This is a genomic window from Streptomyces sp. NPDC127129, from assembly GCF_042671585.1.
In the GTDB taxonomy this organism is placed as follows: Bacteria; Actinomycetota; Actinomycetes; order Streptomycetales; family Streptomycetaceae; genus Streptomyces.
This window is the reverse complement of record NZ_JBHXTV010000002.1, coordinates 589074-614114: the sequence shown is the minus strand read 5'-3', so window position 1 is coordinate 614114 and position 25041 is coordinate 589074. Positions and strand designations below refer to the sequence as shown.

At 72.1% G+C, this 25041-nt stretch carries 19 protein-coding genes; 12 read left to right on the top strand and 7 right to left on the bottom strand.

Annotated elements, in window-relative coordinates; genetic code table 11:
- Nucleotides 1-13 precede the first annotated feature (13 nt).
- On the top strand, nt 14-1402 hold the full coding sequence (locus tag ACFVGW_RS05990; protein WP_385850984.1) for a GH1 family beta-glucosidase: 1389 nt from the start codon (nt 14-16) through the stop codon (nt 1400-1402).
- 229 nt (nt 1403-1631) lie between these two features.
- Nucleotides 1632-3800: a discoidin domain-containing protein gene (locus ACFVGW_RS05985; protein WP_385850983.1), complete on the top strand. Its 2169-nt coding sequence runs from the start codon at nt 1632-1634 to the stop codon at nt 3798-3800.
- Nucleotides 3801-3894: 94 nt separating this feature from the next.
- Here the strand turns inward: ACFVGW_RS05985 and ACFVGW_RS05980 are convergent, their stop codons facing one another.
- Nucleotides 3895-4443: a hypothetical protein gene (locus tag ACFVGW_RS05980; RefSeq protein ID WP_385850982.1), complete on the bottom strand. Its 549-nt coding sequence runs from the start codon at nt 4441-4443 to the stop codon at nt 3895-3897.
- A 121-nt stretch (nt 4444-4564) separates the two neighbouring features.
- Between ACFVGW_RS05980 and ACFVGW_RS05975 the strand changes: the two genes are divergently transcribed.
- The 4 genes from ACFVGW_RS05975 to ACFVGW_RS05960 all read left to right on the top strand — a co-directional run bounded on the left by ACFVGW_RS05975 (nt 4565) and on the right by ACFVGW_RS05960 (nt 11750).
- Complete coding sequence (locus ACFVGW_RS05975) at nt 4565-7519, top strand: BTAD domain-containing putative transcriptional regulator (protein ID WP_385850981.1); 2955 nt, start codon at nt 4565-4567, stop codon at nt 7517-7519.
- A 321-nt stretch (nt 7520-7840) separates the two neighbouring features.
- A complete protein-coding gene (locus ACFVGW_RS05970) occupies nt 7841-8701 on the top strand; it encodes an ABC transporter ATP-binding protein (protein ID WP_385850980.1) in 861 nt (286 codons plus the stop codon).
- Nucleotides 8698-9678: an iron-siderophore ABC transporter substrate-binding protein gene (locus tag ACFVGW_RS05965; RefSeq protein ID WP_385850979.1), complete on the top strand. Its 981-nt coding sequence runs from the start codon at nt 8698-8700 to the stop codon at nt 9676-9678. The genes ACFVGW_RS05970 and ACFVGW_RS05965 overlap by 4 nt, the downstream gene beginning before the upstream one ends.
- A 5-nt stretch (nt 9679-9683) precedes the next feature.
- Entirely contained in the window at nt 9684-11750 is a 2067-nt protein-coding gene (locus tag ACFVGW_RS05960; protein ID WP_385850978.1) for an iron ABC transporter permease, read from the top strand.
- Nucleotides 11751-11841: 91 nt separating this feature from the next.
- Here ACFVGW_RS05960 and ACFVGW_RS05955 read toward each other — a convergent pair whose 3' ends face one another.
- The 3 genes from ACFVGW_RS05955 to ACFVGW_RS05945 all read right to left on the bottom strand — a co-directional run bounded on the left by ACFVGW_RS05955 (nt 11842) and on the right by ACFVGW_RS05945 (nt 15771).
- The gene (locus tag ACFVGW_RS05955) at nt 11842-14238 is read right to left on the bottom strand and encodes an ATP-binding cassette domain-containing protein (protein ID WP_385851019.1); all 2397 of its coding nucleotides are present in this window, start codon (nt 14236-14238) and stop codon (nt 11842-11844) included.
- A gap of 131 nt (nt 14239-14369) precedes the next feature.
- Nucleotides 14370-14726, bottom strand: coding sequence for a VOC family protein (locus tag ACFVGW_RS05950; protein ID WP_352189957.1), 357 nt, complete (start codon nt 14724-14726; stop codon nt 14370-14372).
- 106 nt (nt 14727-14832) lie between these two features.
- Entirely contained in the window at nt 14833-15771 is a 939-nt protein-coding gene (locus ACFVGW_RS05945; RefSeq protein WP_385850977.1) for a LysR family transcriptional regulator, read from the bottom strand.
- Nucleotides 15772-15851: 80 nt separating this feature from the next.
- Between ACFVGW_RS05945 and ACFVGW_RS05940 the strand changes: the two genes are divergently transcribed.
- The 4 genes from ACFVGW_RS05940 to ACFVGW_RS05925 all read left to right on the top strand — a co-directional run bounded on the left by ACFVGW_RS05940 (nt 15852) and on the right by ACFVGW_RS05925 (nt 20132).
- Nucleotides 15852-16781 carry an EamA family transporter gene (locus tag ACFVGW_RS05940; protein WP_385850976.1) on the top strand — a complete coding sequence of 310 codons (930 nt, stop codon included), beginning with the start codon at nt 15852-15854 and terminating at the stop codon, nt 16779-16781.
- A gap of 83 nt (nt 16782-16864) precedes the next feature.
- Nucleotides 16865-17947, top strand: a complete 1083-nt coding sequence (locus tag ACFVGW_RS05935; protein WP_383220464.1) for a sugar ABC transporter substrate-binding protein — start codon at nt 16865-16867, stop codon at nt 17945-17947.
- 107 nt (nt 17948-18054) lie between these two features.
- The gene (locus tag ACFVGW_RS05930) at nt 18055-18834 is read left to right on the top strand and encodes an ATP-binding cassette domain-containing protein (protein WP_383220465.1); all 780 of its coding nucleotides are present in this window, start codon (nt 18055-18057) and stop codon (nt 18832-18834) included.
- Entirely contained in the window at nt 18831-20132 is a 1302-nt protein-coding gene (locus tag ACFVGW_RS05925; RefSeq protein WP_385850975.1) for a sugar ABC transporter permease, read from the top strand. The genes ACFVGW_RS05930 and ACFVGW_RS05925 overlap by 4 nt, the downstream gene beginning before the upstream one ends.
- A gap of 60 nt (nt 20133-20192) precedes the next feature.
- On the opposite strand, the gene ACFVGW_RS05920 is transcribed toward ACFVGW_RS05925, so the two are convergent.
- The gene (locus ACFVGW_RS05920) at nt 20193-21110 is read right to left on the bottom strand and encodes an oxidoreductase (RefSeq protein ID WP_385850974.1); all 918 of its coding nucleotides are present in this window, start codon (nt 21108-21110) and stop codon (nt 20193-20195) included.
- 48 nt (nt 21111-21158) lie between these two features.
- Entirely contained in the window at nt 21159-21758 is a 600-nt protein-coding gene (locus ACFVGW_RS05915) for a sigma-70 family RNA polymerase sigma factor (RefSeq protein ID WP_385850973.1), read from the bottom strand.
- Between the two features lie 64 nt (nt 21759-21822).
- Here ACFVGW_RS05915 and ACFVGW_RS05910 point away from each other — a divergent pair, with 64 nt between their 5' ends.
- Together ACFVGW_RS05910 and opcA are read left to right on the top strand one after the other, a co-directional pair.
- Nucleotides 21823-22716, top strand: a complete 894-nt coding sequence (locus ACFVGW_RS05910; protein ID WP_385850972.1) for an alpha/beta fold hydrolase — start codon at nt 21823-21825, stop codon at nt 22714-22716.
- 105 nt (nt 22717-22821) lie between these two features.
- The gene (opcA, locus tag ACFVGW_RS05905; RefSeq protein WP_383220470.1) at nt 22822-23781 is read left to right on the top strand and encodes a glucose-6-phosphate dehydrogenase assembly protein OpcA; all 960 of its coding nucleotides are present in this window, start codon (nt 22822-22824) and stop codon (nt 23779-23781) included.
- On the opposite strand, the gene ACFVGW_RS05900 is transcribed toward opcA, so the two are convergent.
- Complete coding sequence (locus ACFVGW_RS05900; protein WP_385850971.1) at nt 23703-24938, bottom strand: 4-hydroxybenzoate 3-monooxygenase; 1236 nt, start codon at nt 24936-24938, stop codon at nt 23703-23705. The genes opcA and ACFVGW_RS05900 overlap by 79 nt on opposite strands.
- Nucleotides 24939-25041: the final 103 nt, after the last annotated feature.

Genomic DNA, 25041 nt, shown 5'->3' with positions numbered 1-25041 from the left:
CTTCCACCCACCGATGTCAGAGAGGTCCTTCGTGTCCGAACCCACCGACGCCCGCACGCTCGACCTGGACGCCTTCCCCGCCGGCTTCTCCTGGGGCACCGCGACCTCCGCCTACCAGATCGAGGGCGCCGTGGCCGAGGACGGCCGCGGCCCGTCCATCTGGGACACGTTCTCCCGTACGCCCGGCGCCGTCGACAACGGCGACCACGGCGACGTCGCCTGCGACCACTACCACCGCTGGCCCGAGGACATCGCCCTGATGGGCCGGCTCGGCGCCGACGCGTACCGGCTCTCGATCGCCTGGCCGCGGGTCTTCCCGGCCGGCGACGGCCCCCTGAACGTGCCGGGCCTCGACTTCTACGACCGGCTCGTCGACGGCCTGCTGGACGCCGGGATCACACCCTCGGTCACCCTCTACCACTGGGACCTGCCCCAGGCGCTCCAGGAGCGGGGCGGCTGGGCCGAGCGGGAGACCGCCGAACACTTCGCCCGGTACGCGGGTGTGGTCGCCGCCCGTCTCGGTGACCGGGTCGGCCAGTGGGCCACGCTCAACGAGCCGCTCTGCTCGGCCTGGATCGGCCACCTCGAAGGGCGTATGGCGCCCGGTCTGACCGACCTCACCGCCGCCGTCCGCGCCTCCTACCACCTCCTCCTCGGCCACGGCCTCGCCGTCCGGGCCGTCCGGGCCGCCGTGCCCGACGCCCAGGTCGGCATCGTCACCAACCACTCCACCGTGGCGCCCGCCTCCACCCGGCCCGAGGACGTGGCGGCCTCGTCCCGCGCGGACGGCCACACCAACCGCTGGTGGCTCGACCCGGTGTACGGCCGGGGCTTCCCCGCCGACATGCGCCAGGTGTACGGCGTCGAGCTCCCCGAACGCCCGGGCGACCTCGACCTCATCGCCGCCCCGCTCGACTGGCACGGCGTCAACTACTACTTCCCGGTCACCGTCGCGGACGACCCCGACGGACCCGTCCCGTACGCCAGCGAGGTCCGCCTGCCCGACGTGCCCCGCACCGGGATGGACTGGCAGATCGACGGCGGCGGTCTCGAAGCCGTCCTGCTGCGGCTCACCGACGACTACGGCGCCCGCCGTCTGTACGTCACCGAGAACGGCTCCGCCTTCGCCGACACCGTCGGCCCGGACGGGACGGTCGACGACCCCGAGCGGACCGCGTATCTGGAGGAACACGTGGCTGCCTGCGCCCGCGCCGTGCGCAAGGGAGCGCCGCTCGCCGGGTACTACGCATGGTCCCTGCTGGACAACTTCGAGTGGGCCTACGGCTACGACAAGCGCTTCGGCCTCGTCCACGTCGACTACGCCACCCAGCGGCGGACCGTGAAGGGCAGCGGCCGCAGGTACGCGGACATCATCCGTGCCCACCGGGACCTCACCGGCTGACGGGCGACCGGACACCGGTGGCCGCGCGGCCGACGGCAGGGTTTCCGCTCCCACGAGGGGGGTGCGGAAGCCCTGCCGTCGTGCGTCCGAGACCCGGTTCCACGCGTTATCCGAGGCTTAAGGCAAGTCGAAAGAAAAGTCCGGTCAAAGTTATTGACCGTCAGAAACCGTGCCGGGCAGGGTGTGCGAGAGCGCTCTCCCCCATCCCCGTTCCCGCCAAGGAGCCCGCATGTCTCCTCTTGGGCAACACCCGCCCCACGGACGGCCCCGGCGCGGTGTCGCCGCGGCCGTGGCCACGGCCCTCGCCGCCGCACTGCTCGCCCTGACCCCGGCAGGCGGGGCACAGGCGGCCGCCGCACCCGTCTCGCAGGGCAAGCCCGTCACCGCCTCCAGCGTGGAGCAGACCGGCACCGCCGCCGCCGCGGCCGTCGACGGCGACCTCGGCACCCGCTGGTCCAGCGCCTTCTCCGACAACCAGTGGCTCCAGGTCGACCTCGGCGCACCCACCGCGCTCGACCGGGTGGAACTGCGCTGGGAGGCGGCCTACGCCAAGGCCTACCGCATCGAGCTGTCCACCAACGGCACCGACTGGACGTCCACGTACGCCACGACGGCCGGGGCCGGCGGCACGGAGACCGTCCCCGTCTCCGGCACGGCACGCTACGTACGCCTCCAGGGCGTCACCCGCGCCACCGGATACGGCTACTCGCTCTGGGAGTTCCAGGTGTACGGCACCGACGGCGGCCCGACGCTCCCCGGCGGCGGCGACCTCGGGCCGAACGTGCACGTCTTCGACCCGTCCACGCCCGGCATCCAGGCCAAGCTCGACGAGGTCTTCCGGCAGCAGGAGTCGGCGCAGTTCGGCCCCGGCCGGCACGCCTTCCTCTTCAAGCCCGGCACATACAACGGGCTCAACGCGCAAGTCGGCTTCTACACCCAGATCGCCGGCCTCGGCCTGCGTCCCGACGACACGACGATCAACGGCGACGTGACCGTCGACGCGGGCTGGTTCAACGGCAACGCCACCCAGAACTTCTGGCGCTCCGCCGAGAACCTCGCCCTCAACCCGGTCAACGGCACCAACCGGTGGGCGGTCTCGCAGGCGGCCTCCTTCCGCCGGATGCACGTCAGGGGCGGCCTCAACCTCGCTCCCAACGGCTACGGCTGGGCCAGCGGCGGCTACATCGCCGACAGCAAGGTCGACGGACAGATCGGCAACTACTCCCAGCAGCAGTGGTACACACGCGACAGCTCCATCGGCGGCTGGTCGAACTCCGTCTGGAACCAGGTCTTCTCCGGTGTCGAGGGCGCCCCGGCCACCGGCTTCCCCGAGCCCCGCTACACCACTCTCGACACCACGCCGGTCTCCCGCGAGAAGCCCTTCCTCTTCTGGGAGGGCGGTGAGTTCAAGGTCTTCGCGCCCGCCAAGCGGGTCAACGCCCGCGGCACCACGTGGGCGAACGGCACCCCGCAGGGCGAGTCCATCCCGCTGAGCAGGTTCTACGTCGTCAAGCCGGGCGCCACCGCCGCCACGATCAACGCGGCCGTCGCCCAGGGCCTGCACCTGCTCTTCACCCCCGGCGTCTACCACGTCGACCGCACCATCGAGATCAACCGGGCGAACACCGTCGTCCTGGGCCTCGGGCTGGCGACGATCATCCCGGACAACGGCGTGACCGCGCTGCGCGTCGGTGACGTCGACGGCGTCCGCCTGGCCGGCTTCCTCGTCGACGCCGGCCCCGTCAACTCGACGACGCTGCTGGAGGTCGGCCCCGACGGAGCCTCGGCCGACCACGCCGGCAACCCGACCACCGTGCAGGACGTCTACCTCCGCATCGGCGGCGCGGGCGCGGGCAGGGCGACCACCAGCATGGTCGTCAACAGCGACGACACGATCATCGACCACACCTGGGTCTGGCGCGCCGACCACGGCGAGGGCGTCGGCTGGGAGACCAACCGGGCCGACTACGGCGTCCGCGTCAACGGGGACGACGTGCTCGCGACCGGACTCTTCGTCGAGCACTTCAACAAGTACGACGTGGAGTGGTACGGAGAGAGGGGCCGCACGATCTTCTTCCAGAACGAGAAGGCGTACGACGCCCCCAACCAGGCGGCCATCCAGAACGGCGCCACCAAGGGCTACGCCGCCTACCGCGTCGACGACTCGGTGAACACCCATGAGGGCTGGGGCCTCGGCAGCTACTGCTACTACAACGTCGACCCGACGATCCGGCAGGCACACGGCTTCAAGGCACCCGTGAAGCCGGGCGTGAAGTTCCACAGCCTGCTCACGGTCTCGCTCGGCGGCAACGGCCACTTCGACCACGTCATCAACGACATCGGAGCGCCCACGGCCGGCAGCGACACCATCCCCTCGACCGTCGTCTCCTTCCCCTGACCCGTCTCCACCCCCTGGCCGGTGTCCGCCGTCACGGCGGACACCGGCCCTTCGGCCCCCCATCCCCCGTTCGGGGGGCCGGTCCGGGGAGCCCCTAGACCGCGGCGCGTTCGCCCGACGGCTCGACGATCACGATCTGGACGTGCGAAGGGGCGTGGCTGCGCGCCTTGCGGACCAGCTTGGACAGACTGAACTTGGGCCGCTGCACGGCGACATGGATGGGCGCGGGCATCGCCGGGTTCCGTGGGGGAACCACGGCGCCGGGCGGCAGGGCGGCGCCGGGGCGGAGCCGCACACCGATCAGGGCGTGCGGGTCGTCCGGCGGCGTGGCCACGGCGAGCTGCGTGACGTCCGTCCAGGGAAGCAGCACGTTGCCGACGCGCACACCCGCCGCGTCGAACTGGAAGGCGGTGCGCCGCTGTTCGAACCAGGAGATGACGAACGGCAGGGCCGCGACGATCACCACGCCGCCCGCCATCTCCAGTGCCCAGCCGAGCAGCAGGGCGAGCGCAACGACCCCGATGATCGCTCCCCACAGGCCCGCCAGGTCCGCGGGGGAGAACGGGTGGGTGACCCGGAAGCGCTCCCACCGCGTACCACGGCGGGTGGGCGGAGTGCCGGGCGAGCGATCGACGTTCGACATGGTGGTCCTCTCTTGATGACGTGGCAGACCCTCTCGCGAGACGCTGGAACGGCGATGAAATCCTGCTGATGCGAGCCGGACGGTCACGCGAGCGGGCGACGACGGGGGAGGCCACGGGGGCATGGGGGAATCGGGGACGGACGTGGATCCGGCGGCACGGCTGCGGATCGACCTGCTGGGACCGGTCGGTGTCCGCCGGGGCGAGGCGCCGCTCGACATCGGTCCCGTGCGGCGACAGGCGGTCCTCGCCGCGCTGGCCTTACGGGACGGGACCCTGATCACGCGTCAGCAGCTGCTCGACGACGTGTGGGGAACCGAGCCGCCGGGGACGGGCCACCGGGTCCTGCCGAGTTATGTCTACCCCCTGCGGAAGGTGCTGGATGCATCCGGCACCGCGACCGCGCGGTCCGTTATCCGGGGAGAGCGCGGGGGCTACCGCTTCGCCGCCGGTGCGGCGGGGACCGACGTGGCCGAGCTGACCGAGCGCACGGCCGAGGGCCGGCGCGCGAAGGCCGCGGGCAGCCTCGACACCGCTCTGGAGCTGTACTCCCGGGCCCTGGAGCTGTTCCGCGGCGAACCGCTGGCCGGGCTGCCGGGGCCCTTCGCCGAGGCGGAGCGTCAACGCCTCGCCCAGCACCGGCGCGCGCTGCAGCAGGAGCGCGCGGAGTGCCTGGTCCTCCTCGGCCGTTTCGCCGACGCGCTGGACGGCCTCGCGGCCTCGGCCGTCTCCCAGCCGTACGACGAGGCCCTCGCCGCGCTGCGCATGCGGGCGCTGTACGGCAGCGGCCGGCAGGCGGAAGCCCTCGCCTTCTACCGGGAGATGCGCCACCGGCTCCTCGAAGAACTGGGACTGGAGCCCGGCGAGGAGCTCCGGAGGATCCACCAAGGCGTCCTGCGCCGGGACGACGCACTGCTGCTCGGCGCCGGTGCCAGTGCCGGCGCCGACGTCGGCGCCGCGGGCCCGCCCTCGGCCGTGGCCGCCGCCGCGCGCCCGCGCCGGCCCCGTGTCGACCTGCCGGGCGACACCGCGTGCCTCGTCGGCCGCGAGTCCGAACTCGCCCTGCTCACCGCCCCGGTGCCGGACGGAGCCGTGTCCGTGGCGGCCCTGGACGGAACGGCGGGGGTCGGCAAGACCGCGCTGGTCGTCCGCGCGGGCTGGACGCTCCACGGCCAGTACCCGGACGGCTGCCTCTTCGTGGATCTGCGCACGCACGACGGGGCCCAGGAGAGCGTCGGTCCGCGCCGTGCGCTGCGCCGGCTGCTGCGCGCCGTCGGGAGCGACGCCGACTCCCTTCCCGACGACCTGGACGACCTGGTCGGGGCCTGGCGTGCGGCGACGAGCGCGCTGCGGCTGCTCCTGGTCGTCGACGACGCCCGCAGCGCCGAGCAGGTGCGGCCCCTGCTGCCCGCCGGGCCCGGCAGCCGCGTCCTGGTGGCCGGGCGAGGGCGGCTGCCCGACCTCGACGCCGACCTGCACCTCACCGTCGAGCCGCTCGGCACGGCAGCGGCGGTCGAACTGCTCCGGCAGCTCCTGGGCGAGGAACGCGCGGACAGCGAACCGCAGGCAGCACGCGAACTCGCCCGCCGCTGCGGCGGACTGCCGCTGGCCCTGCGGATCACCGGCGCCCGGCTGCAGCACCGCCCCGCCTGGACGATGGCCCACCTCGCGGGCCGGATGCCGGACGACGAGCACGGCCTCGACGAGCTGAGGGCGGGGGACCGCAGCGTGGAGGCGGCGTTCCGGCTCTCGTACGACCAGCTCCCGCCCGAACTGCGGCGCGCCTTCCGCACGGTGGGGACGGCTCCGACCTACGCCTTCGACGGGCTGACCCCGGCCGTGATGCTGGGCTGCTCCCGCGAGGCGGCCGAGGACCTCATGGAGCGGCTCGTCGACGCGAGCCTGCTCCAGCAGCCGCGCCCCGACCGCTACCGGCCGCACGACCTCGTCAGGGCCCACGCCCGGCGGCTCGCCGAGGCGGCACCCGAGGAGGCCGCCGCCGACCGCGCGGCGGTCCTGCGGCTCTACGTCGCCGCGGGACGCGGCGCCGGAGAATGGGGCCCCGGCGGTTTCCCGACCGGCCCCGCCGGCCTGGGCACACCCTTCGGCGACTGGCGGGCCGCGGCCGCCTGGCTGGAGGCCGCCGGCGCCGAGCTGGTCGACGTCGTGGCGTACGCGGTGGCCGCCGGTGAGTACGACCACGCCTGCTGGATCGCCGAGAGCCTGGTCGACCACCTGGTCCGCCAGGGCCGCTCCCACGAGTCCCGTGCGGCGCTCGAACTCGTCCTGCCGTACGCGGAGATGAGCACCGACCGGCGGATGCCCGCCTCCCTGCGCAACTGCCTCGGCGTCACCGACATCCACGGAGGGAGGCTGCGGCAGGCGCGCGCCTGGTTCGCCGACGCGCTGCACCGCGCCGGGAGCGACGGCGATCCGCTGGACCGTGCGCGGGCGATCGCCGGTCTCGGCATCGTGGAGTGGCCCCTCGGGCACACCGAGGAGGCCGTCGCCCACCTGAACCAGGCGGCGGAGCTGGCGACCGGGCTCGACGACAACTGGCTGGCCGGGATGGTGGTCTGCAACCTGGGCGGGATCCACGGCCGGCAGGGGCGGCACGAGCAGGCCTTCGAGCACTACGACGCCGCGCTCGCCTTCGCGGAGAAGAACGGCCGCCCCGGACTGATCGCCCGGTTCCTCTGCTTCGCCGCCGACGCCCAGCTGGCCCTCGGCCGCCACGCGGAAGCGGCGAGCCTGGTGGGGCGGGCCGCCGAACTGGCCCGTGACGCGGGCGAGGAGGAACTGCGCACGGTCACCCTCACCCGCCTCGGAACCGTGGAACACGGCAGGGGCCACCTGAACCGGGCCGTGGACCTCCACCGGGAGGCCCTGTCCACGCTCACCGAGCGCACCAGCACCTGGCTGGAGATGGATGTCCGTATCCGGCTGGGCCAGAGCTACGCGGCGGCCGGCCGGCGTGCCGAGGCCCGGCAGCAGTTCCGGGACGCCCTCGCTCTCCCCGGGGCCGACACCCACGTCCCCGCGTTCGGCGCGGCGCTCGACGGTCTGAACACCTGCTGAGCAGTCGCCCGCCGGCCCCGCGGCCCCGACAGGTGCACCGCAGCGGTGAGCCCGGGGATCACCACGCTCGTCAACGCCGCGACGATCCCGGTCCCTCGAAGGGCGCCGTCATCTGAGTCGATCTCCATCTGTTCCGAAGCGGACGCGGTACGCGCCCTCGCCTCACAGACGGCCCTGCCCTGCCCGTTCTCCCCTTGGGATCGGAAATAGCCGGAACTGACCGGTTTTCCGACCGAAGATGACCGGCCTTGCCCGGCTTGTCCGTCCAAGCCGTGGGCACCCGGTGTTCAGGCTTAATTAGGTTAGGCTAACCTGCATGGCGTGAGAGTTGGTGAAGAAAGCCCGCAGGCCACGGCCGTGCGCGGTCATGCCCTGTCGGCCCGAGAGGTCACCGTCGCCTACGACGGTGTCGACGTCGTGCACGACGCGTCCGTGACGCTGCGACCCGGCGAAGTGACCGTGCTCGTCGGGCCGAACGGAAGCGGCAAGTCGACGCTCCTGCGGACGATCGCCCGTCTGCAGCGGCCCCGGAGCGCCACGCTGACCATCGATGCCGACACGGACGGCCTCGCCCTGACGCCCCGCGAGTTCTCGCGGCACGTGGCCCTGCTGACGCAGGGTCGCCCCACACCGAGCGGTCTGACGGTACGGGACGTCGTCGAGTTCGGCCGGTACCCCTACCGTGGCCGCTGGGGCAAGGCGGACCCGGGCGGCAGCGTGGCGGTGGACCGCGCGCTCGTCATGACGGGCGTCGAGGAGTTCGCCGACCGCGGCGCCGAGTTCCTCTCCGGAGGCCAGCTCCAGCGGGTCTGGCTCGCCGGCTGCCTCGCCCAGGAGACCGGCGTCCTGCTCCTCGACGAGCCGACGACCTATCTCGACCTGCGGTACCAGATCGAACTCCTCGACCTGATCCGCGACCTGGCCGACGACCACGGCATCGCCGTCGGCGTCGTCCTGCACGACCTCGACCAGGCCGCGGCCGTCGCCGACCGGATCGTTCTGCTCCGGGCGGGACGGATCATCGCCGAGGGCCGCCCCGAAGACGTCCTGACCGCACCGCGGCTGACGGACACGTACGGCATCCGTATCGAGGTCGACACCGACCCCACGACAGGCCGGCTGCGCACCCGCGCCATCGGCCGCCATCACACGCGAAGCGAAAGGCTCAGCACCACCTCATGAGACGCCTCCTCCTCACCGCCGCGGTCGCCACCACGGCGGCGCTCACCCTGACCGCCTGCGGGACCACCGAGCCCGCCAAGGACGACGCGAAGAAGTCCGCGGAGCCCATCACCCTCACCGACTCCACCGGTGTGAAGGTGACCCTCGACGGACCCGCCAAGAAGGTCGTCGGCACCGAGTGGAACGTCGTCGAGACCCTGATCTCCCTGGGCGTCGACGCCGTCGGCGTCGCCGACGTCAAGGGCTACAAGACGTGGGACACCGCCGTCCCGCTGAAGAACGACCCCAAGGACATCGGCACGCGCGGCGAGCCGAGCGTGGAGACCGTCGCCGGCCTGAAGCCCGACCTCATCGTCGCCACCAACGACCTGCCGCCGGCCGCCGTGAAGCAGCTCCGGAAGATCGCTCCGGTCCTGGAGGTCAAGGCCGCCGACGCCGCCGACCCGATCGGCCAGATGACGAAGAACCTCGACCTCATCGCCCAGGCCACCGGCACCACCGAGAAGGCCGGCAAGCTGAAGACGGAGTTCGAGGCGAAGCTCGCCGAGGGCAAGAAGGCCCTGGCCGACGCCGGACTGGCCGGCAAGCCGTACGCCTTCGCCGACGGCTACGTCGTCTCCAACCAGGTCTCGATCCGCCCCTTCACCAGCGGCTCGCTCATCGGCGCCGTCAACGAGAAGCTCGGCCTGAAGAACGCCTGGACGGTGGAGGGCGACCCGGCCTACGGCCTCGGCACCACCGACGTCGAAGGCCTCACCAAGCTCGGCGAGGGCACGCACTTCGCGTACATCAGCAACAACGGCGACCCGAGCAGCACCCCGTTCGACGGGGTCCTGAAGAAGGACAAGGTGTGGACCTCGCTGTCGTTCGTGAAGAAGGGCGACACCCACCGGCTGCCCGACGGCATCTGGATGTTCGGCGGGACCGAGTCGATGAACCAGTACGTCGACTCCGTCGTCAAGGCGCTGACGAAGTAACCCCCATGGCCGTCACCGCACCTTCCTCCGCCACCCTTCCGTCGGCGGCCGTGTCCCGTACGGGCGCGGCCGCGGTGACGGCCGCACTGGTCCTCCTCGTCGCGGGCTTCGCGCTCGTCGACATCACCCAGGGCACGGCCTCCGTCGGCGCGCCCGAGGTCTGGAAGGCCCTCACCGGCCGTGCCGACCCGTCCGACGCGTCCGTCGTCATCGCCTCGCGCCTGCCGAGGATGGCCGCCGGACTGCTCGTCGGCGCCGTCCTCGGCATGGCGGGCGCCGCCCTCCAGGCCGTCAGCCGCAACGTGCTCGCCTCGCCCGACACCCTCGCCGTGAACGCGGGCTCCTACCTGGCCCTCGGAGTGGCCGCCGTCAGCGGAGTCTCGCTGCCGCTGCTCGCCTCGTCCGGCGTCGCCTTCGTCGGCGGACTCGCCGCGGCGGCCGTCGTCCTCGGACTCTCCGGTCTGGGCGCGGGCACCGTGCGGCTGGTGCTCGCGGGCAGCGCCCTCATGCTCGGCCTGACCGCCATCACCGACGGGCTGCTCCTGCTGTTCCCCCAGCAGACCGAGGGCCTCTTCGACTGGAACCAGGGCAGCATCTCCCAGAACGGGTTCGACGGGGTGCTCCAGATGGCGCCGATCGGACTCCTGGGCGTCGCAGGGCTGCTGCTCATCGCCCGCAGGGTCGATGCGCTGGCGCTCGGCGACGACGCGGCCCGTGGCCTCGGCGTGCCCGTGCGCTCCACCCGCGTCACGGCGGTCGTCCTCGCGGCGCTGCTCTCCGCGGCGGCCGTCACGCTCGCCGGCCCCATCGGCTTCGTCGGTCTGTGCGCCCCCGCCCTCGTCCGTCCGCTCGTCCGCCGCTACCGCGGCTTCTCCCGCGCGCGGGCCGCACTTCCGGTGGCCGGTCTCGTCGGCGCCGCCCTCGTCATGGGCTCGGACGTGCTGCTGCGCGCCGTCGTGCCGGCGGACACGGCGGTCGCCGTGCCCACGGGCGTCGTCACCAGCCTGGTCGGCGCCGTCTTCCTGATCGTGATGGCGACCCGGGCCCGGGACACCGCCGGAGCCGCCGCGGCCGACCGCCTGCGCATCCGGAGCCGGGCCGTCTTCCTGACCACCACCGCCGTACTGGTGGCGGTGCTGGTGGGCGTGACGATTGCCGCCGTCCTGCTGGGCGACAGCAAGCTGCTCCTCGGCGACGTGACGAACTGGGCGCAGGGCAGGGCGGGTCAGACCATCTCCTTCATCCTGGACAGCCGGGTGCCCCGGGTCCTCGCGGCGCTCCTCGCCGGCGCGGCACTCGCCCTGGCCGGAACGGTCGTCCAGGCCGTCACCCGCAACCCGCTCGCCGAGCCCGCGACCCTGGGCGTCTCCGGCGGCGCCGCGCTCGGCGCCGTACTCCTCGTCACGACCGTTCCGCTCGCGAGTTCGTGGAGCGTGGTGGGTGCCGCCTTCGTGGGCGCCGCGATCAGTTCGGTGGTGGTCTTCGGGCTCGCCGCGCGCGGCGGCTTCCAGCAGAACAGGCTCGTCCTGGTCGGCTTCGGCGTCGCCACCGGTTCGGCCGCGCTGATCGCCCTGCTCATCGTCCTCACCGACCCGTTCAACGCGACCAAGGCCCTCACATGGCTGTCCGGTTCCACCTACGGGCGGACCCTGCCGGACGTGGTGCCGCTGGCGGCCGTGCTGACCGTGGGTGTCGTCGTCGCCGTCCTGCGGCGCACCGAACTCGACCTCCTGTCGCTCGACGAGGACACCCCGCGGCTCCTGGGCCTCGGTGTGGAGCGCGGACGCCTCGGCTTCCTCGTCCTGAGCGTCCTGCTCAGCGCCACCGCCGTCGCCGCCGCGGGAACGATCGGCTTCGTGGGCCTCGTCGCCCCGCACGCGGCCCGCGCCCTCGTGGGCAGGCAGCACGTGCGCGTGGTCCCGGTCGCCGTCCTCCTGGGCGCCGTACTCGTCTGCACGGCGGACCTGTTGGGCCGTACGGTGATCGCCCCGGCCCAGCTCGGCGCGGGCATGGTGACCGCCGTCATCGGGACGCCGTACTTCCTCTACCTCCTCGTCCGCAGCCGCCGCTGACGCGCGGACGCGAACGCGGACGCGCCGACGCGACACGAGCCCCGTCACCGCCCTCCCGGCGGCGACGGGGCTCGTGTCCGTGGAGTCCCGCTCAGGCCCCGACGTACGCCGCGAGGTGCTCGCCGGTGAGGGTGGAGCGGTCGGCGACGAGCTTCGCGGGCGTGCCCTCGAAGACGATCTTGCCTCCGTCGTGGCCGGCGCCGGGGCCGAGGTCGATGATCCAGTCGGCGTGCGCCATGACGGCCTGGTGGTGCTCGATGACGATGACCGACTTGCCCGAGTCGACGAGCCGGTCGAGCAGGCCGAGCAGCTGCTCCACGTCGGCGAGGTGGAGGCCGGTGGTGGGCTCGTCGAGGACGTAGACGCCGCCCTTGTCGCCCATGTGGGTGGCCAGCTTGAGCCGCTGCCGCTCGCCGCCGGAGAGGGTGGTCAGCGGCTGGCCGAGCGTGAGGTAGCCGAGCCCGACGTCGGTGAGCCGCTCCAGGATCTTGTGTGCGGCCGGCGTGGCCGCGTCGCCGGAGCCGAAGAACTCCTCGGCCTCCGACACCGACATCGCGAGCACCTCGCTGATGTCCCGGCCGCCGAGGTGGTATTCGAGCACCTCCGCCTGGAACCGCTTCCCCTCGCAGTCCTCGCAGGGGGTGGCGACGCCTGCCATCATCGCGAGGTCGGTGTAGATGACCCCGGCGCCGTTGCAGGTGGGGCAGGCACCCTCGGAGTTGGCGCTGAACAGCGCCGGCTTGACGCCGTTGGCCTTCGCGAACGCCTTGCGGATCGGGTCGAGCAGGCCCGAGTACGTCGCCGGGTTGCTCCGCCGCGAGCCCCGGATCGGCGTCTGGTCGACGGACACGACGGGCTCACCGGCCGGGATCGACCCGTGCACGAGGGAGCTCTTGCCCGAGCCGGCGACACCCGTGACGACGACCAGCGCGCCGAGCGGGATGTCGACGTCGACGTCCCGCAGGTTGTTCGCCGTCGCGCCGCGGATCTCCAGTGTGCCGGTGGGCGTGCGCACCGACTCCTTGAGCGAGGCCCGGTCGTCGAGATGACGGCCGGTGATCGTGTCGCCGTCCCGCAGCTCGTCGACCGTGCCCTCGAAGCAGACGGTGCCGCCCGCCGTGCCGGCGCCGGGACCGAGGTCCACCACATGGTCGGCGATCGCGATCGCCTCGGGCTTGTGCTCGACGACGAGGACGGTGTTGCCCTTGTCGCGCAGCCGCAGCAGCAGATCGTTCATCCGCTGGATGTCATGGGGGTGGAGCCCGATGGTGGGCTCGTCGAAGACGTAGGTGACGTCCGTGAGCGAGGATCCGAGGTGACGGATCATCTTCACGCGCTGGGCCTCACCGCCCGAGAGCGTGCCGGCGGGCCGGTCGAGCGACAGATAGCCGAGGCCGATCTCGACGAACGAGTCGAGCGTCCGCTGCAGCGAGGCGAGCAGCGGTGCCACCGACGGCTCCTTGAGTCCGCGGACCCATTCGGCGAGGTCCCGGATCTCCATCGCGCAGGCGTCGGCGATCGAGATCCGCTTGATCTTCGACGACCGCGCGCCCTCGCTGAGCCGGGTGCCGTCGCACTCGGGGCAGGTGGTGAAGGTGACCGCGCGCTCCACGAAGGCCCGGATGTGCGGCTGCATCGACTCCTTGTCCTTCGACAGGAACGACTTCTGGATCTTGGGGATCAGTCCCTCGTAGGTGAGGTTGATGCCGTTGACCTTGATCTTGGTCGGCTCTCCGTAGAGGAAGGCCTGCATCTCCTTCTTGGTGAACCTGCGGATCGGCTTGTCCGGGTCGACGAAGCCGGACTGCGCGTAGAGCTGCACGGTCCACTGGCTGTCCGACTTCCAGCCGGGGATGGTGAACGCGCCCTCGGAGAGCGACTTGGAGTCGTCGTAGAGCTGCGTGAGGTCGATGTCGGAGACCTTGCCCCGGCCTTCGCAGTGCGTGCACATGCCGCCGGTGCGCTGGAACGTCGCCTTCACGGTCTTCGTCTTCGCGGCGCCGCGATCGACGGTGATGCCCCCGCTCGCCCGGACCGAGGCGGTGTTGAAGGAGTACGCGCTGGGCGGCCCGATGTGCGGCTTGCCGAGCCGACTGAAGAGGATGCGCAGCATCGCGTTGGCGTCCGTGGCGGTGCCGACGGTCGAGCGCGGATCGGCACCCATCCGCTGCTGGTCGACCGTGATCACGGTCGTCAGACCGTCCAGCACGTCCACCTCGGGGCGGGCGAGCGTCGGCATGAAGCCCTGGACGAAGGTGCTGTACGTCTCGTTGATCAGCCGCTGCGACTCCGCGGCGATGGTGTTGAACACCAGCGAGCTCTTGCCCGAGCCGGAGACCCCGGTGAACACCGTCAGCCGGCGCTTGGGGATTTCGATGCTGACGTCCTTGAGGTTGTTCTCGCGCGCGCCGTGCACGCGGATCACGTCGTGGCTGTCGGCACCGTGCGGCGCCGTCGGCCGCGCGCCCTTCCTCGTGGCCATGCTGATCGTGTCTCCCTCTCTGAGCGGGTACGTCTCGGGTGCTTCGGCGTCGCTTCTGGTGCTACGTCGTGGTGCTACGTCGTCGTTCTACGTCGTCGGCGCCCCGGCGGCAACGCCCGCGGCCGGGGCGCCGGCGCTCACCGGTCCTGGACGAGCCCGAGGACGTTGCCGTCGGTGTCGGTGACGGTGGCCACCAGACGGCCGCCGCCGACGTCGTGCGCCGGCTCCTTGACGGTGGCACCGGCGGCCGTGACCTCGGCGATCTTCGCCTCGATGTCCGGTACGTGCCAGTACGCCACGGGCGAGGTCATGCCCTGCGGTCCACCGCTCGGAACCAGCCCGATGTGCTGGCCCCCGGCCTCGAATCCGACGTAGTACTCCCCGTCGACCTGGGGGTCGGTGCCGAGCAGCGCGGCGTACACCGCCTTGGCCTTCGCGAGGTCGGAGACGGGGTGCAGCACGGTCTTGACGCCCTGCGTGGAAGAGGCGCTCATGGTCACTCCTGGGGTCGGGGGTCCCCTGGGACCCGGTGGCTCGTGGGAGTCGGAACCGTTGTCCGGAGGGCCGCTCCGCGGCCCTCGTCCGCCCACGACAGCCACGCTACGTGCGGCCCGGAGCGGGCGCTTCTCGATTCCTGACCGGTCCCGCGACGGGATCAGGGTCCGGGTCCGGGACGCCGAGAAGCGCCAGGAACGCGGTCGCCGCGGGAGTGCGTCCGGTGCGGCTCCAGACCACGTACTCCACGCGCGTCGGCGCGTCGGTCACCTCGACCGCCGTGACGCCCGGGAGCTGGGGCACGAAGGCGGCCGGGAGCAGGGCGACGGCGAGCCCCTGGGCGACGAGCCGGGCCATGAGGAGGTCCGCGGTGCTGACCTCGAAGGCGACGTCCCGGTGGAGTCCGGCGGCCGAGAAGGCCTGGTCGGACTGGAGGCGCCCGGCCGTCCCCGCCGGCAGGTCCACGAACACCTCCGACGCGAGCGTCCGGAGGTCGGTCGCCGGCTCGCCGGCGAGGGGATGGTCGGGTGCCACCACGGCGACGAGCCGGCCGCGCGCCAGCTCACGGGCGGCGACGCCCTGCGGCCGCGCCGTCGTCGGAAGGCCGAGGAAGGCCACGTCGAGAGTGCCCTGCCGGACCTGCTCGGCGAGGTCCTCGCTCGCCCCCACCCGCAGGCCGATGCGCACCTGCGGGTACCGCCGTCGGAGGTCGCGCAGCGCGCCGGGGACGTCGACCGCGCCGACGGTGGGGATCAGTCCGACGGCGAGCCGTCCCCGTACCTCTCCGACCGCCGCCGCGACCTCGGCGGCCGCACGCTCGGCGGCGTCCAGACACTGGCGTGCGGCGGGGAGGAACGCCGCACCCGCCAGGGTCAGCCGGACCCGGCGGCTCGTGCGGTCGAAGAGCCGCGCGCCCAGCTCCCGTTCCAGGCGCGCGATCTGGTGGCTGAGCGCGGACTGGACGACCAGACACCGCTCCGCGGCCCGGGTGAAGCTGTTCGTCTCGGCGACGGCGACGACGTACCGCATCTGCTGGAGATCCACGGATCCATCGTGAATCACGATCGATCCGCTGACAAACATGTGTTGGACTCATCGATCGCCGGGGGCCGAGACTTCCGGACATGACCACTCCAGCCGCGCACGGGGGGCACCTGCGGGGGCATCTCTCCCGCACGCTCCTGACGGCGCTCGCCCCCGCATCCTGGGGCACCTTCTACGTCGTCACCACCGAACTGCTCTCGCCCGGACATCCGCTGTTCGCCGGTCTCCTGCGCGCGCTGCCCGCCGGTCTGATCGCGCTGGCGATCGGCCGGACGCTGCCGCGCGGGGCGTGGTGGGGGAAGGCCGCGCTGCTCGGTGTGCTCAACATCGGGCTGCTCTTCCCGCTGCTGACCGTCGCGGCCGAACGCCTGCCTGGCGGCGTGGCCGCCACCCTGGCCGCGGCCCAGCCGCTGGCCGTCGCGGGTCTCGCCGTGGCCGTACTCCGCGAGCGTCTCAGCGCCTGGCGAGTCGCGTGGGGCGTGGTCGGCGTGGCCGGTGTGGGGCTGGTGGTGATCGGGCCCGCCGCGGCGTTCGACCTCGTCGGGATCCTGGCGGGCCTCGGCAGTGCGGTCACGATGGCCCTCGGCGTGACGCTCACCAAGCGCTGGGGCCGCCCCGCCGAGGCTGGGCCCGCCGCCTTCGCCGGATGGCAACTCACGGCGGGAGGTCTGTTCCTGCTGCCCCTCACCTTCCTCGTCGAAGGCGCGCCCCCCGCCGTCGACGGGCCGGCCGCCCTCGGCTACCTGTGGCTCGGCGGCGTCGGCGGTCTGCTCGCCTTTGTCCTCTGGTTCCGCGGCCTGACGACCCTGCCCGTCACCTCCGTCGCGGTGCTCGTCCTGCTCTCGCCGCTGGTCGCGGCCGTGCTCGGCGCCGCGCTGCTCGGCCAGACACAGGGCCCGGTCCAGCTGCTGGGGTTCGGGCTCGCGCTCGCCTCGATCGTCGCAGGCCAGCTGCCCCCGAGGCGGCGCCCGGCACGGTCACCCGCTTGCCGGTCCTCCAGTTGCGGCTAATGTCGTATTAAGGCCATAAGTACACCCCTTCGACTCCCGCGTTCACCTGGTGAAGGGAAGGGGGCGTACGGAAGGAGCCCCCGATGACCCGCACATTGCGTGGCGCGATAGCCCTTGTCGGAGCCGCGGCCCTCTCCTTGGGAGCGGTCTCCGTCAGCAGCGCCCAGCCCGGCGCCGCGCAGCAGGACGACATCAAGATCGGCCTGCTGCTCCCCGAGAGCAAGACCACGCGCTACGAGAAGTTCGACCGGCCGTACATCGAAGAGAAGATCAAGGAACTGGCGCCCGACGCCCAGATCGACTACTACAACGCGGCCGAGAGCGCCACCACTCAGCAGCAGCAGGTCAACACCGCACTCGCCAAGGGCGATCAGGTGCTGATCCTGGACGCCGTGGATTCCAAGTCGATCCAGTCGTCCGTGCAGAAGGCCAAGGACGCGGGCGTGAAGGTCGTCGCGTACGACCGGCTCGCGCAGGGGCCCGTCGACGCCTACGTCTCGTACGACAACTTCAAGGTCGGCGAGTTGCAGGGTCAGGCACTTCTGAAGGCGCTCGGCGACAAGGCCGACAGCGGCCAGATCGTCATGCACAACGGGTCTCCCACGGACCCCAACGCCGCCGAGTTCAAGGCCGGTGCGCACTCGGTCCTCGACGGCAAGGTCGACATCGGCAAGGAGTACGACACGCCGAACTGGGACCCCAACAACGCCAACCAGCAGATGTCGGGCGCGATCAGTGCGCTGGGCAAGGACAACATCGTCGGCGTGTACTCGGCCAACGACGGTCTTGCCGCCGGCATCGCCACCGCGCTCAAGGCGTCCGGCATCAACGTGCCGTTGACCGGGCAGGACGCTCAACTCGACGCCATCCAGCGGATCCTGCTCGGCACTCAGACCATCACGATCATGAAGCCGTACAAGCCGGAGGCCGACATCGCCGCCACCATGGCCGTCAACCTGGCCGAGGGCAAGGAGCTGCCCGCGTCCCTGGTGCCGACGACCGTCACCAGCGGCAGCGGTGAGAAGGTTCCGGCCAATCTGCTGACACCGATCGTGGTCGACAAGAACAACATCGACGACACGGTCGTCAAGGACGGCCTGTACACGGTCGACGAGATCTGCACGCCCGCGTACGCGGCCGCCTGCGCGGAGGCCGGTCTGGAGTAGGGAGCCCGCGGCGCGCGGCGACCGCGAGGTCGCCCGCGGCGCGAGCCGTACCGGCCGGACAGGATCACGAGTGTGTCCAACGGGGTCCCGGCAGGAGGCGGTTGACGGTGCTCGGAACACCAGTGCTCAGTCTTCGGGGAATCTCCAAGCGGTTCGGAGCCGTCCAGGCCCTATCGGAGTTCGACCTGGAGGTTCACTCCGGAGAGGTCGTCGCCCTCGTGGGCGACAACGGCGCCGGCAAGTCGACCGCCGTCAAGGCGATCGCCGGGGTGAACCCGCCGGACGGCGGAGTCATCGCCTGGGAGGGCAGGCCGGTCTCCATCCACCGGCCCCACGACGCCCAGACCCTCGGCATCGCCACCGTCTACCAGGACTTGGCGCTCTGCGACAACCTGGACGTCGTCGGCAACCTCTTCCTCGGCCGTGAGCTGAAGAAGTGGGGTGTGCTGGACGAGGTCCGCATGGAACAGCGCTCGCGCGAACTGCTGGACACGCTCTCCATCCGTATCCCCAGTGTCCGGATCCCCGTGGCCTCGCTCTCCGGCGGCCAGCGCCAGACCGTGGCGATCGCCCGTTCCCTGATCGGCGCACCGAAGGTCGTCATCCTGGACGAGCCCACCGCCGCGCTGGGCGTGGAGCAGACCGCCGAGGTCCTCGACCTCGTCGAGCGGCTCCGAGAGCAGGGGCTCGGCACCATCCTGATCAGCCACAACATGGTGGACGTGATGGCGGTCGCGGACCGGATCGCCGTGCTGCGCCTGGGCCGGAACAACGGCTTCTTCGACAAACGCTCCACCACCACCGAGGAGATCATCTCCGCCATCACCGGCGCCAGCGACAGCGCCGTGACCCGCCGCCAGGCCCGGAAGCGGGAGGAGGAGCGATGAAGCGCGACCGAGGCCGCCACGACCCCTCCACACCCGGATCCGGTGACGCGGCGGGCCAGGAACCGGCCCATGACGCCATGCCCGCCGTGGACGCGCGGCTGATCGTCCGGGAAGAGGGCATCAAGGGCTACCTCGGGGAGTTCAAGCGCAAACTGCGCAGCGGTGAGCTGGGCTCCCTGCCGGTGGTCATCGCCGTGATCATCATCTGGACCGTCTTCGGCTCCCTGGACAGCGCGTTCCTCTCGGCGCAGAACCTGTCCGACCTGAGCCAGCAGATCGTCGGCACGGGCATGATCGCCATCGGGATCGTCTTCGTCCTGCTGCTCGGCGAGATCGACCTCTCCGTCGGCTCGGTCAGCGGCCTGTGCGCCGCGATCTTCGCCGTACTCAACGTCCTGAACGGCATGAACGAGTGGCTGGCGCTCCTGGTCGCCGTCGCGGGCGGAGCCGCCGTCGGACTCATCCAGGGCTTCTTCTTCGCCAAGGTCGGCGTGCCCGCGTTCGTCGTCACGCTCGCCGGCAATCTGGCCTGGAACGGACTCATGCTCCAGGTGCTCGGCACCAGTGGAACGGTCAACATCCCGAGCGAGAGCATCGTCTCCGAGCTCTACTCGAAGATCTTCCACTCCTCGGCGGCCTCCTACCTGACGGCCGCCGTCGGCGTGGGGCTGTTCCTGGCGGCCTCCCTCCTCGACGCCAGGCGCCGTCAGAAGGCCAGGGTGCCGTTCCGGCCGATCGCCGAGATCGTGATCCGCACGGTCGTCATCGCCGCGATCGCCTTCGCCGCGGCCTACATCCTCAACCAGTACCAGGGGCTGCCGCTGGCGCTCCTGATCTTCCTGATCGTCCTGGTCGTCATCGACTTCGTGCTGCGCCGCAGTACGTACGGCCGGCAGGTCTTCGCCGTCGGCGGCAACATCGAGGGCGCGCGCCGGGCCGGCATCAGCGTGCCGTTCATCCGGATGACCGTCTTCTCGATCTCCGGCACCATGGCGGCGGTCGGCGGCCTCTTCCTCGCCGGGCAGATCCAGTCCGCGAGCCAGACCTCCGGTGGCGGCAACCTGCTGATGAACGTCATCGCCGCAGCGGTCATCGGCGGCACCAGCCTGTTCGGCGGGCGCGGTTCGGTCTGGTCCGCGCTGCTCGGCGCGCTGGTGATCGGGTCGATCCAGTCGGGCATGAACATCATGGGCGTCAGCAACGCCGTCCAGTTCATGATCACCGGCGCGGTCCTGCTGGCCGCCGTGGTCGTCGACTCGCTGTCCCGTCGCAGCCAGAAGGCCGCGGGGCGCGCCTGAACGTACGGTCACCGAGGTGGTGCGGCGGTGCGTGGCAGCACCGCCGTACCGCCTCGGTGCCTACGCCTCGCCGCGCCGGTGCAGGGCGTCCAGAGTGGCCAGTTCGTCCTCCGTGAGGCGCAGTGCTCCCGCGGCGATGTTGGCCTCCAGGTGCCCCGGGTCACCCGTGCCGGGAATGGCGAGCATGTGCGGACCCCGGTGCAGCGTCCACGCGATGCGCACCTGCGCCGGGCTCGCCCCGTGTGCCCGGGCGACGGCCAGCACCTCGGCGTCCACCGCGGCCTGGGCGGCGCCCGCCTGCCCCGCCGCTCCGGCGATGGAGTAGAAGGGGACGTACGCGATGCCCTGTTCGCCGCACTCGCGGACGAACGTGTCGTGGTCCGGCCGCACCCCTATGCCGTACCGGTTCTGCACGCAGACCACCGGGGCGATCTCCTTGGCCTCGACCACGTGGTGCGGGTGGACGTTGGAGAGGCCCAGGTGGCGGATGAGCCCGGCCTGGCGCAGGTCGGCCAGCGCCCCGAAGCGCTCGGCGATCGAGTCGGTGCCGAGGATCCGCAGGTTCACCACGTCGAGGTGGTCGCGGCCGAGCTGGCGCAGGTTCTCCTCGACCTGCCCGCGCAGCTCCTGCGCCGTCGCGGCGTGCGTCGCCCACCGCCCCGCCGCGTCCCGGCAGGGTCCGACCTTGGTGGTGATGACCAGGTCGTCCCCGTACGGTGCCAGGGCGCGGTTGATCAGCTCGTTGGCGGAGCGCAGGGGGGAGAAGTAGAACGCGGCGGTGTCGATGTGGTTCACGCCGAGTTCGACGGCCCGGCGCAGTACGGCGACGGCCTGGTCCCGGTCGCGGGGGACGGCGTTCTCGACGAGCGCCTCCCCGGTCTGCGGCAGGCGCATCGAGCCGAAACCGATCCGGTTGACCGTGAGGTCGCCGAGTGTCCAGGTGCCCGAGGCGGCTGCGGTGATCGTTTCCGTGGTCATCCGGAGATGATCTCCCGTCGGCGGCCCCGGGCGCCAGGCCGGGCAGGGTCAGCCGTCGGTCCGGAGCCGGTCGCGCTGCAGCTGGTGGGCGAGGGTGCGGCGCATGGACGGGGTGGCCGAGGAGGGGGCGGACGGGGCCACGGGGGTCTTCGCGGGGACGTCGAGACCGCGGCTGATCTCGTCGTACGCCGTCCGGTACGCGGTTCGACGGGTGGCGGGGAACCGGTCCGGGTGCGTCCTGAGGTCCTCCTCGACCAGGCGGCGCAGTTCGTCGACGGTCCGGGGCGTGAAGCGCTTCCGGCCGCGCGCGAACGCGTGGACGTACGGCGTGCAGTGGGCGGTCTCACTGCAGGACTCGGAAATCGCCTCGGCGAGACCCCACAGCCGCCCTTCGAGCCACGGGGCGTCGTCCTGCCGGAGCGAGAGCGCCATCGGCGCCTCCGGCGACCTGGCCCTGACCTGCTTGGACACGGCGGGCTGGCTCATCTCCGTGAGCCGTGCGATGCGCTCCTGCGTCCATCCGTAGCCGACGAACACCTTGATCATCTCGGCGCGCAGCCGCCGCATCTCCTCACCCGCCCGGATGACCTCGTTCATGGCGGCGAGCATGCGCGCGGCCTGTTCCTCGGTGATCTCCTCACTTTCCATGCCTCGGTTATACCTCGTCATAACCAGGTTGTACTACTCGGTTGTGGATGGCAGAGTCCCCTCCATGCCCGCCTACTTCGCCGCACCGGACGGCACCCGCCTCGCCCATCGCACGGAAGACCGCACGGAGGGCCGCACGGAGATCCGTGCGGAGGCCCGTGCGGAACCGGTCGACGGTCCCGTCATCTGTGTCCCCGGAGGTCCCACGGACTCCCGCTACCTCGGCGACCTCGGTGGCCTCTCCGCGTACCGCCGCCTGATCCTTCCCGACCCGCGCGGGACGGGGCACTCCGCCGTCCCCGAGGATCCCGCCTCCTACCGCTGCGACCGCGTCGCCGACGACGTCGAGGCGCTGCGCGTCCACCTCGGCCTGGAACGCGTCGACCTGCTCGGCCACTCCGGCGGCGCGAACACCGCCGTCACGTACGCCGCCCGGTATCCGCACCGGGTGCGCCGCCTCGCCCTGATCACCCCCGGAACGGCGGCCGTCGGCGTCGAAGTCCGCGGTGAGACACGGCGTACGGCGGCGCTGCTCCGGAAGGGCGAGCCGTGGTTCCCCGGCGCGTACGCCGCCCTGGAGGCCCTCAACGAGGGCAGGGGAGCCGACTGGGACGCCATCGCCCCCTTCTTCTGGGGCCGTTGGGACGAAGCGGCACGCCGCCACCACGCGGACGCGCGGCCGGCCAACGCGGAGGCGGTCGCGGGCTTCTCCGCCGAGGGCGCGTTCGACCCGGAGTCCACACGCGCCGCGCTCGCCGCCTTCGAGGCCCCGGTCCTCGTGCTCGCCGGGGAGTTCGACCTGAACAGCCCGCCCGGCCCGGTCTCCGAACTCGCCGCGCTCTTCCCCGGCGCCTCGTTCGCCGTGCAGCCGGGGGCAGGTCACTACCCGTGGATCGACGACCCCGACGGGTTCGTCGCCACGGTGGGGGCCTTCTTGTCGTCGCCCTCACCCCGCTGATCGCCCTGCCTGCCTGCCGGGTGGGGCGGGAGCCCCTCCGCCCGCGTAGGCTCGGGGGGACAGGCCGCAGCGATCGCAGGGCGACGGAGGGAACGGGCGCGGGCCATGAAGATCGATCTCACGGACACCACTTCCAGCAAGATCAACAAGGCGATCGTCGAGGGCCGCAGGGCCGTCGGCACACCCGCCGTCGGCATGGTGCTCACCCTCGTGATCGTCACCGACGAGGAGAACGCCTACGACTCGCTGAAGGCCGCCAACGAAGCCTCGCGCGAGCATCCCTCGCGCACGCTCGTCGTCATCAAGCGGCACGGCCGTTCACCCCGGCGGCGGTACGAGGACCGACTGGACGCGGAGGTGCGCGTCGGCGGTGACGCCGGCTCGGGAGAGACCGTCCTGCTCCGCCTGCACGGCGAACTCGGCGCCCGCGCCGACTCCGTGGTCCTCCCGCTGCTGCTCCCCGATGCCCCCGTCGTCGTCTGGTGGCCGGTCGACGCCCCCGACGTCCCCGCCAAGGACCCGCTCGGCTCACTCGCGCAGCGCCGCATCACCGACGCGTACGCCGTCGAGGACCCCCTCGCCGCGCTGGCCGTCCGCGCCGCCTCCTACGCCCCCGGTGACACCGACCTCGCCTGGACCCGGCTCACCCCGTGGCGCTCGATGCTGGCCGCCGCCCTCGACCAGGCCGCCGCGACGGTCGTCTCCGCAGCCGTGGAGAGCGAGGCCGACAACCCGAGCGCCGAGCTGCTGGCCCGCTGGTTCGAGGACCGGCTGCGGGTCCCGGTCGAACGGGTCGTCACGGACGGGCCGGTCGTCACCGCCGTGCGCCTCGGCACCCCCGACGGCGAGATCCGCATCGACCGGCCCGAAGGCCCGGTCGCCCGGCTCTCCATCCCCGGCCAGCCCAACCGGGTCCTCGCCCTCAAGGTCCGTACGACGGCCGAGCTGATCGCCGAGGAGCTGCGCAGGCTCGACCCCGACGAGATCTACGCCTCGGCGCTGCGGACCACGACCTCCTCGACCCCCGTGGCGTCCTCGACCTCCTCGATCGGCAACCCCACGTAGTTCTGGGCGAGTTCCGCCGCGGCGTGAGGCGAACTCGCGATCCGGTCCAGCTGGGAGAGCTGGAGCCGGGTGTCGAAACCGGACTGGTCCGGATCGCGGTGCAGGGTGGTCGTCATGGCGTACGAGAAGTGCTCGGCGCGCCACACCCGGCGCAGGCACGCGTCGGAGTAGCGGTCGAGCAGCCGCGTCGAGCCCGTCGCCGCCCGGTGGGCGAACGCCCGCGCCAGGACGATCACGTCGGCGGCGGCGAGGTTGAGCCCCTTCGCGCCGGTCGGCGGGACGATGTGGGCCGCGTCCCCGGCGAGGAACAGCCGGCCGTACCGCATCGGTTCCGTCACCGAACTCCGCATCGGCAGCACCGACTTCTGGGTGACCGGGCCACGCCGGAGCCGCCACTCGGGCGCGTCCCCGAGAGCGAAGCGGGCGTCCAGCTCGTCCCAGATCCGGTCGTCCGGCCAGTCGGCCGGGTCGGTGCCGTTCGGCACCTGGAGGTAGAGCCGGCTCACGGCGGGGGAGCGCATGCTGGCGAGCGCGAAGCCCCGCTCGGAGTGGGCGTAGATCAACTCCTCGTACACGGGCGGGGCTTCGGCGAGGATGCCGAGCCAGGAGTACGGGTACGTCCGCTCGTACGTCGTCCGCTCGCCCTCCGGCACCGCCGTGCGCGCGACCCCGTGGAAGCCGTCGCACCCGACCACGTAGTCGCAGGTCAGGGTCTGCTCGCGGCCCTCGTGGGAGTAGTGGATCGCCGGACGGTCCGTGTCGACGTCCTCCACGGACCGCACCTCGGCGCCGAACAGCAGCGGCCCGCCTTCGGCGAGTTGAAGGGCGATCAGGTCCTTCACCACCTCGGTCTGTGCGTAGACCCAGACCCGGCGGCCGTCGGTGAGCGCGGGGAAGTCGACCCGGTGGGCGCGGCCGTCGAATCGGAGCTCGATGCCGTCGTGGGCCATCCCCTCGGCGTCCAGCCGCGCCCCCGCCCCCGCGGCGCGCAGGGCGTCGACGGTGGCCTGCTCGAGGATCCCGGCGCGCTGCCGCTGCTCGACGTACTCCCGGTCGCGGGACTCCAGGACCACGCTGTCGATGCCGGCGTTGCGCAGCAGACGGGCGAGGAGCAGCCCGGAGGGGCCGCCGCCGATGATGCCGACGGTGGTGTGCATCGAGCCTCCTTGTTCGTATAGTGAAATAAACTTCACCGAAGAGTGGGCCGAGTCTGCGCCCGCCGCGCCCGGCTGTCAACGCCCCGCGTGGACGCCGGACGCC

What these genes read in the sequence shown, in the direction of transcription:
- ACFVGW_RS05915 (WP_385850973.1), bottom strand. Translation starts at nt 21,758, where the DNA reads ATGGAAAGTGAGGAGATCACCGAGGAACAGGCCGCGCGCATGCTCGCC.
- ACFVGW_RS05900 (WP_385850971.1), bottom strand. Translation starts at nt 24,938, where the DNA reads ATGCACACCACCGTCGGCATCATCGGCGGCGGCCCCTCCGGGCTGCTC.
- ACFVGW_RS05980 (WP_385850982.1), bottom strand. Translation starts at nt 4,443, where the DNA reads ATGTCGAACGTCGATCGCTCGCCCGGCACTCCGCCCACCCGCCGTGGT.
- ACFVGW_RS05910 (WP_385850972.1), top strand. Translation starts at nt 21,823, where the DNA reads ATGCCCGCCTACTTCGCCGCACCGGACGGCACCCGCCTCGCCCATCGC.
- ACFVGW_RS05940 (WP_385850976.1), top strand. Translation starts at nt 15,852, where the DNA reads ATGACCACTCCAGCCGCGCACGGGGGGCACCTGCGGGGGCATCTCTCC.
- ACFVGW_RS05920 (WP_385850974.1), bottom strand. Translation starts at nt 21,110, where the DNA reads ATGACCACGGAAACGATCACCGCAGCCGCCTCGGGCACCTGGACACTC.
- ACFVGW_RS05960 (WP_385850978.1), top strand. Translation starts at nt 9,684, where the DNA reads ATGGCCGTCACCGCACCTTCCTCCGCCACCCTTCCGTCGGCGGCCGTG.
- ACFVGW_RS05990 (WP_385850984.1), top strand. Translation starts at nt 14, where the DNA reads ATGTCAGAGAGGTCCTTCGTGTCCGAACCCACCGACGCCCGCACGCTC.
- opcA (WP_383220470.1), top strand. Translation starts at nt 22,822, where the DNA reads ATGAAGATCGATCTCACGGACACCACTTCCAGCAAGATCAACAAGGCG.
- ACFVGW_RS05965 (WP_385850979.1), top strand. Translation starts at nt 8,698, where the DNA reads ATGAGACGCCTCCTCCTCACCGCCGCGGTCGCCACCACGGCGGCGCTC.
- ACFVGW_RS05950 (WP_352189957.1), bottom strand. Translation starts at nt 14,726, where the DNA reads ATGAGCGCCTCTTCCACGCAGGGCGTCAAGACCGTGCTGCACCCCGTC.
- ACFVGW_RS05975 (WP_385850981.1), top strand. Translation starts at nt 4,565, where the DNA reads ATGGGGGAATCGGGGACGGACGTGGATCCGGCGGCACGGCTGCGGATC.
- ACFVGW_RS05935 (WP_383220464.1), top strand. Translation starts at nt 16,865, where the DNA reads ATGACCCGCACATTGCGTGGCGCGATAGCCCTTGTCGGAGCCGCGGCC.
- ACFVGW_RS05925 (WP_385850975.1), top strand. Translation starts at nt 18,831, where the DNA reads ATGAAGCGCGACCGAGGCCGCCACGACCCCTCCACACCCGGATCCGGT.
- ACFVGW_RS05985 (WP_385850983.1), top strand. Translation starts at nt 1,632, where the DNA reads ATGTCTCCTCTTGGGCAACACCCGCCCCACGGACGGCCCCGGCGCGGT.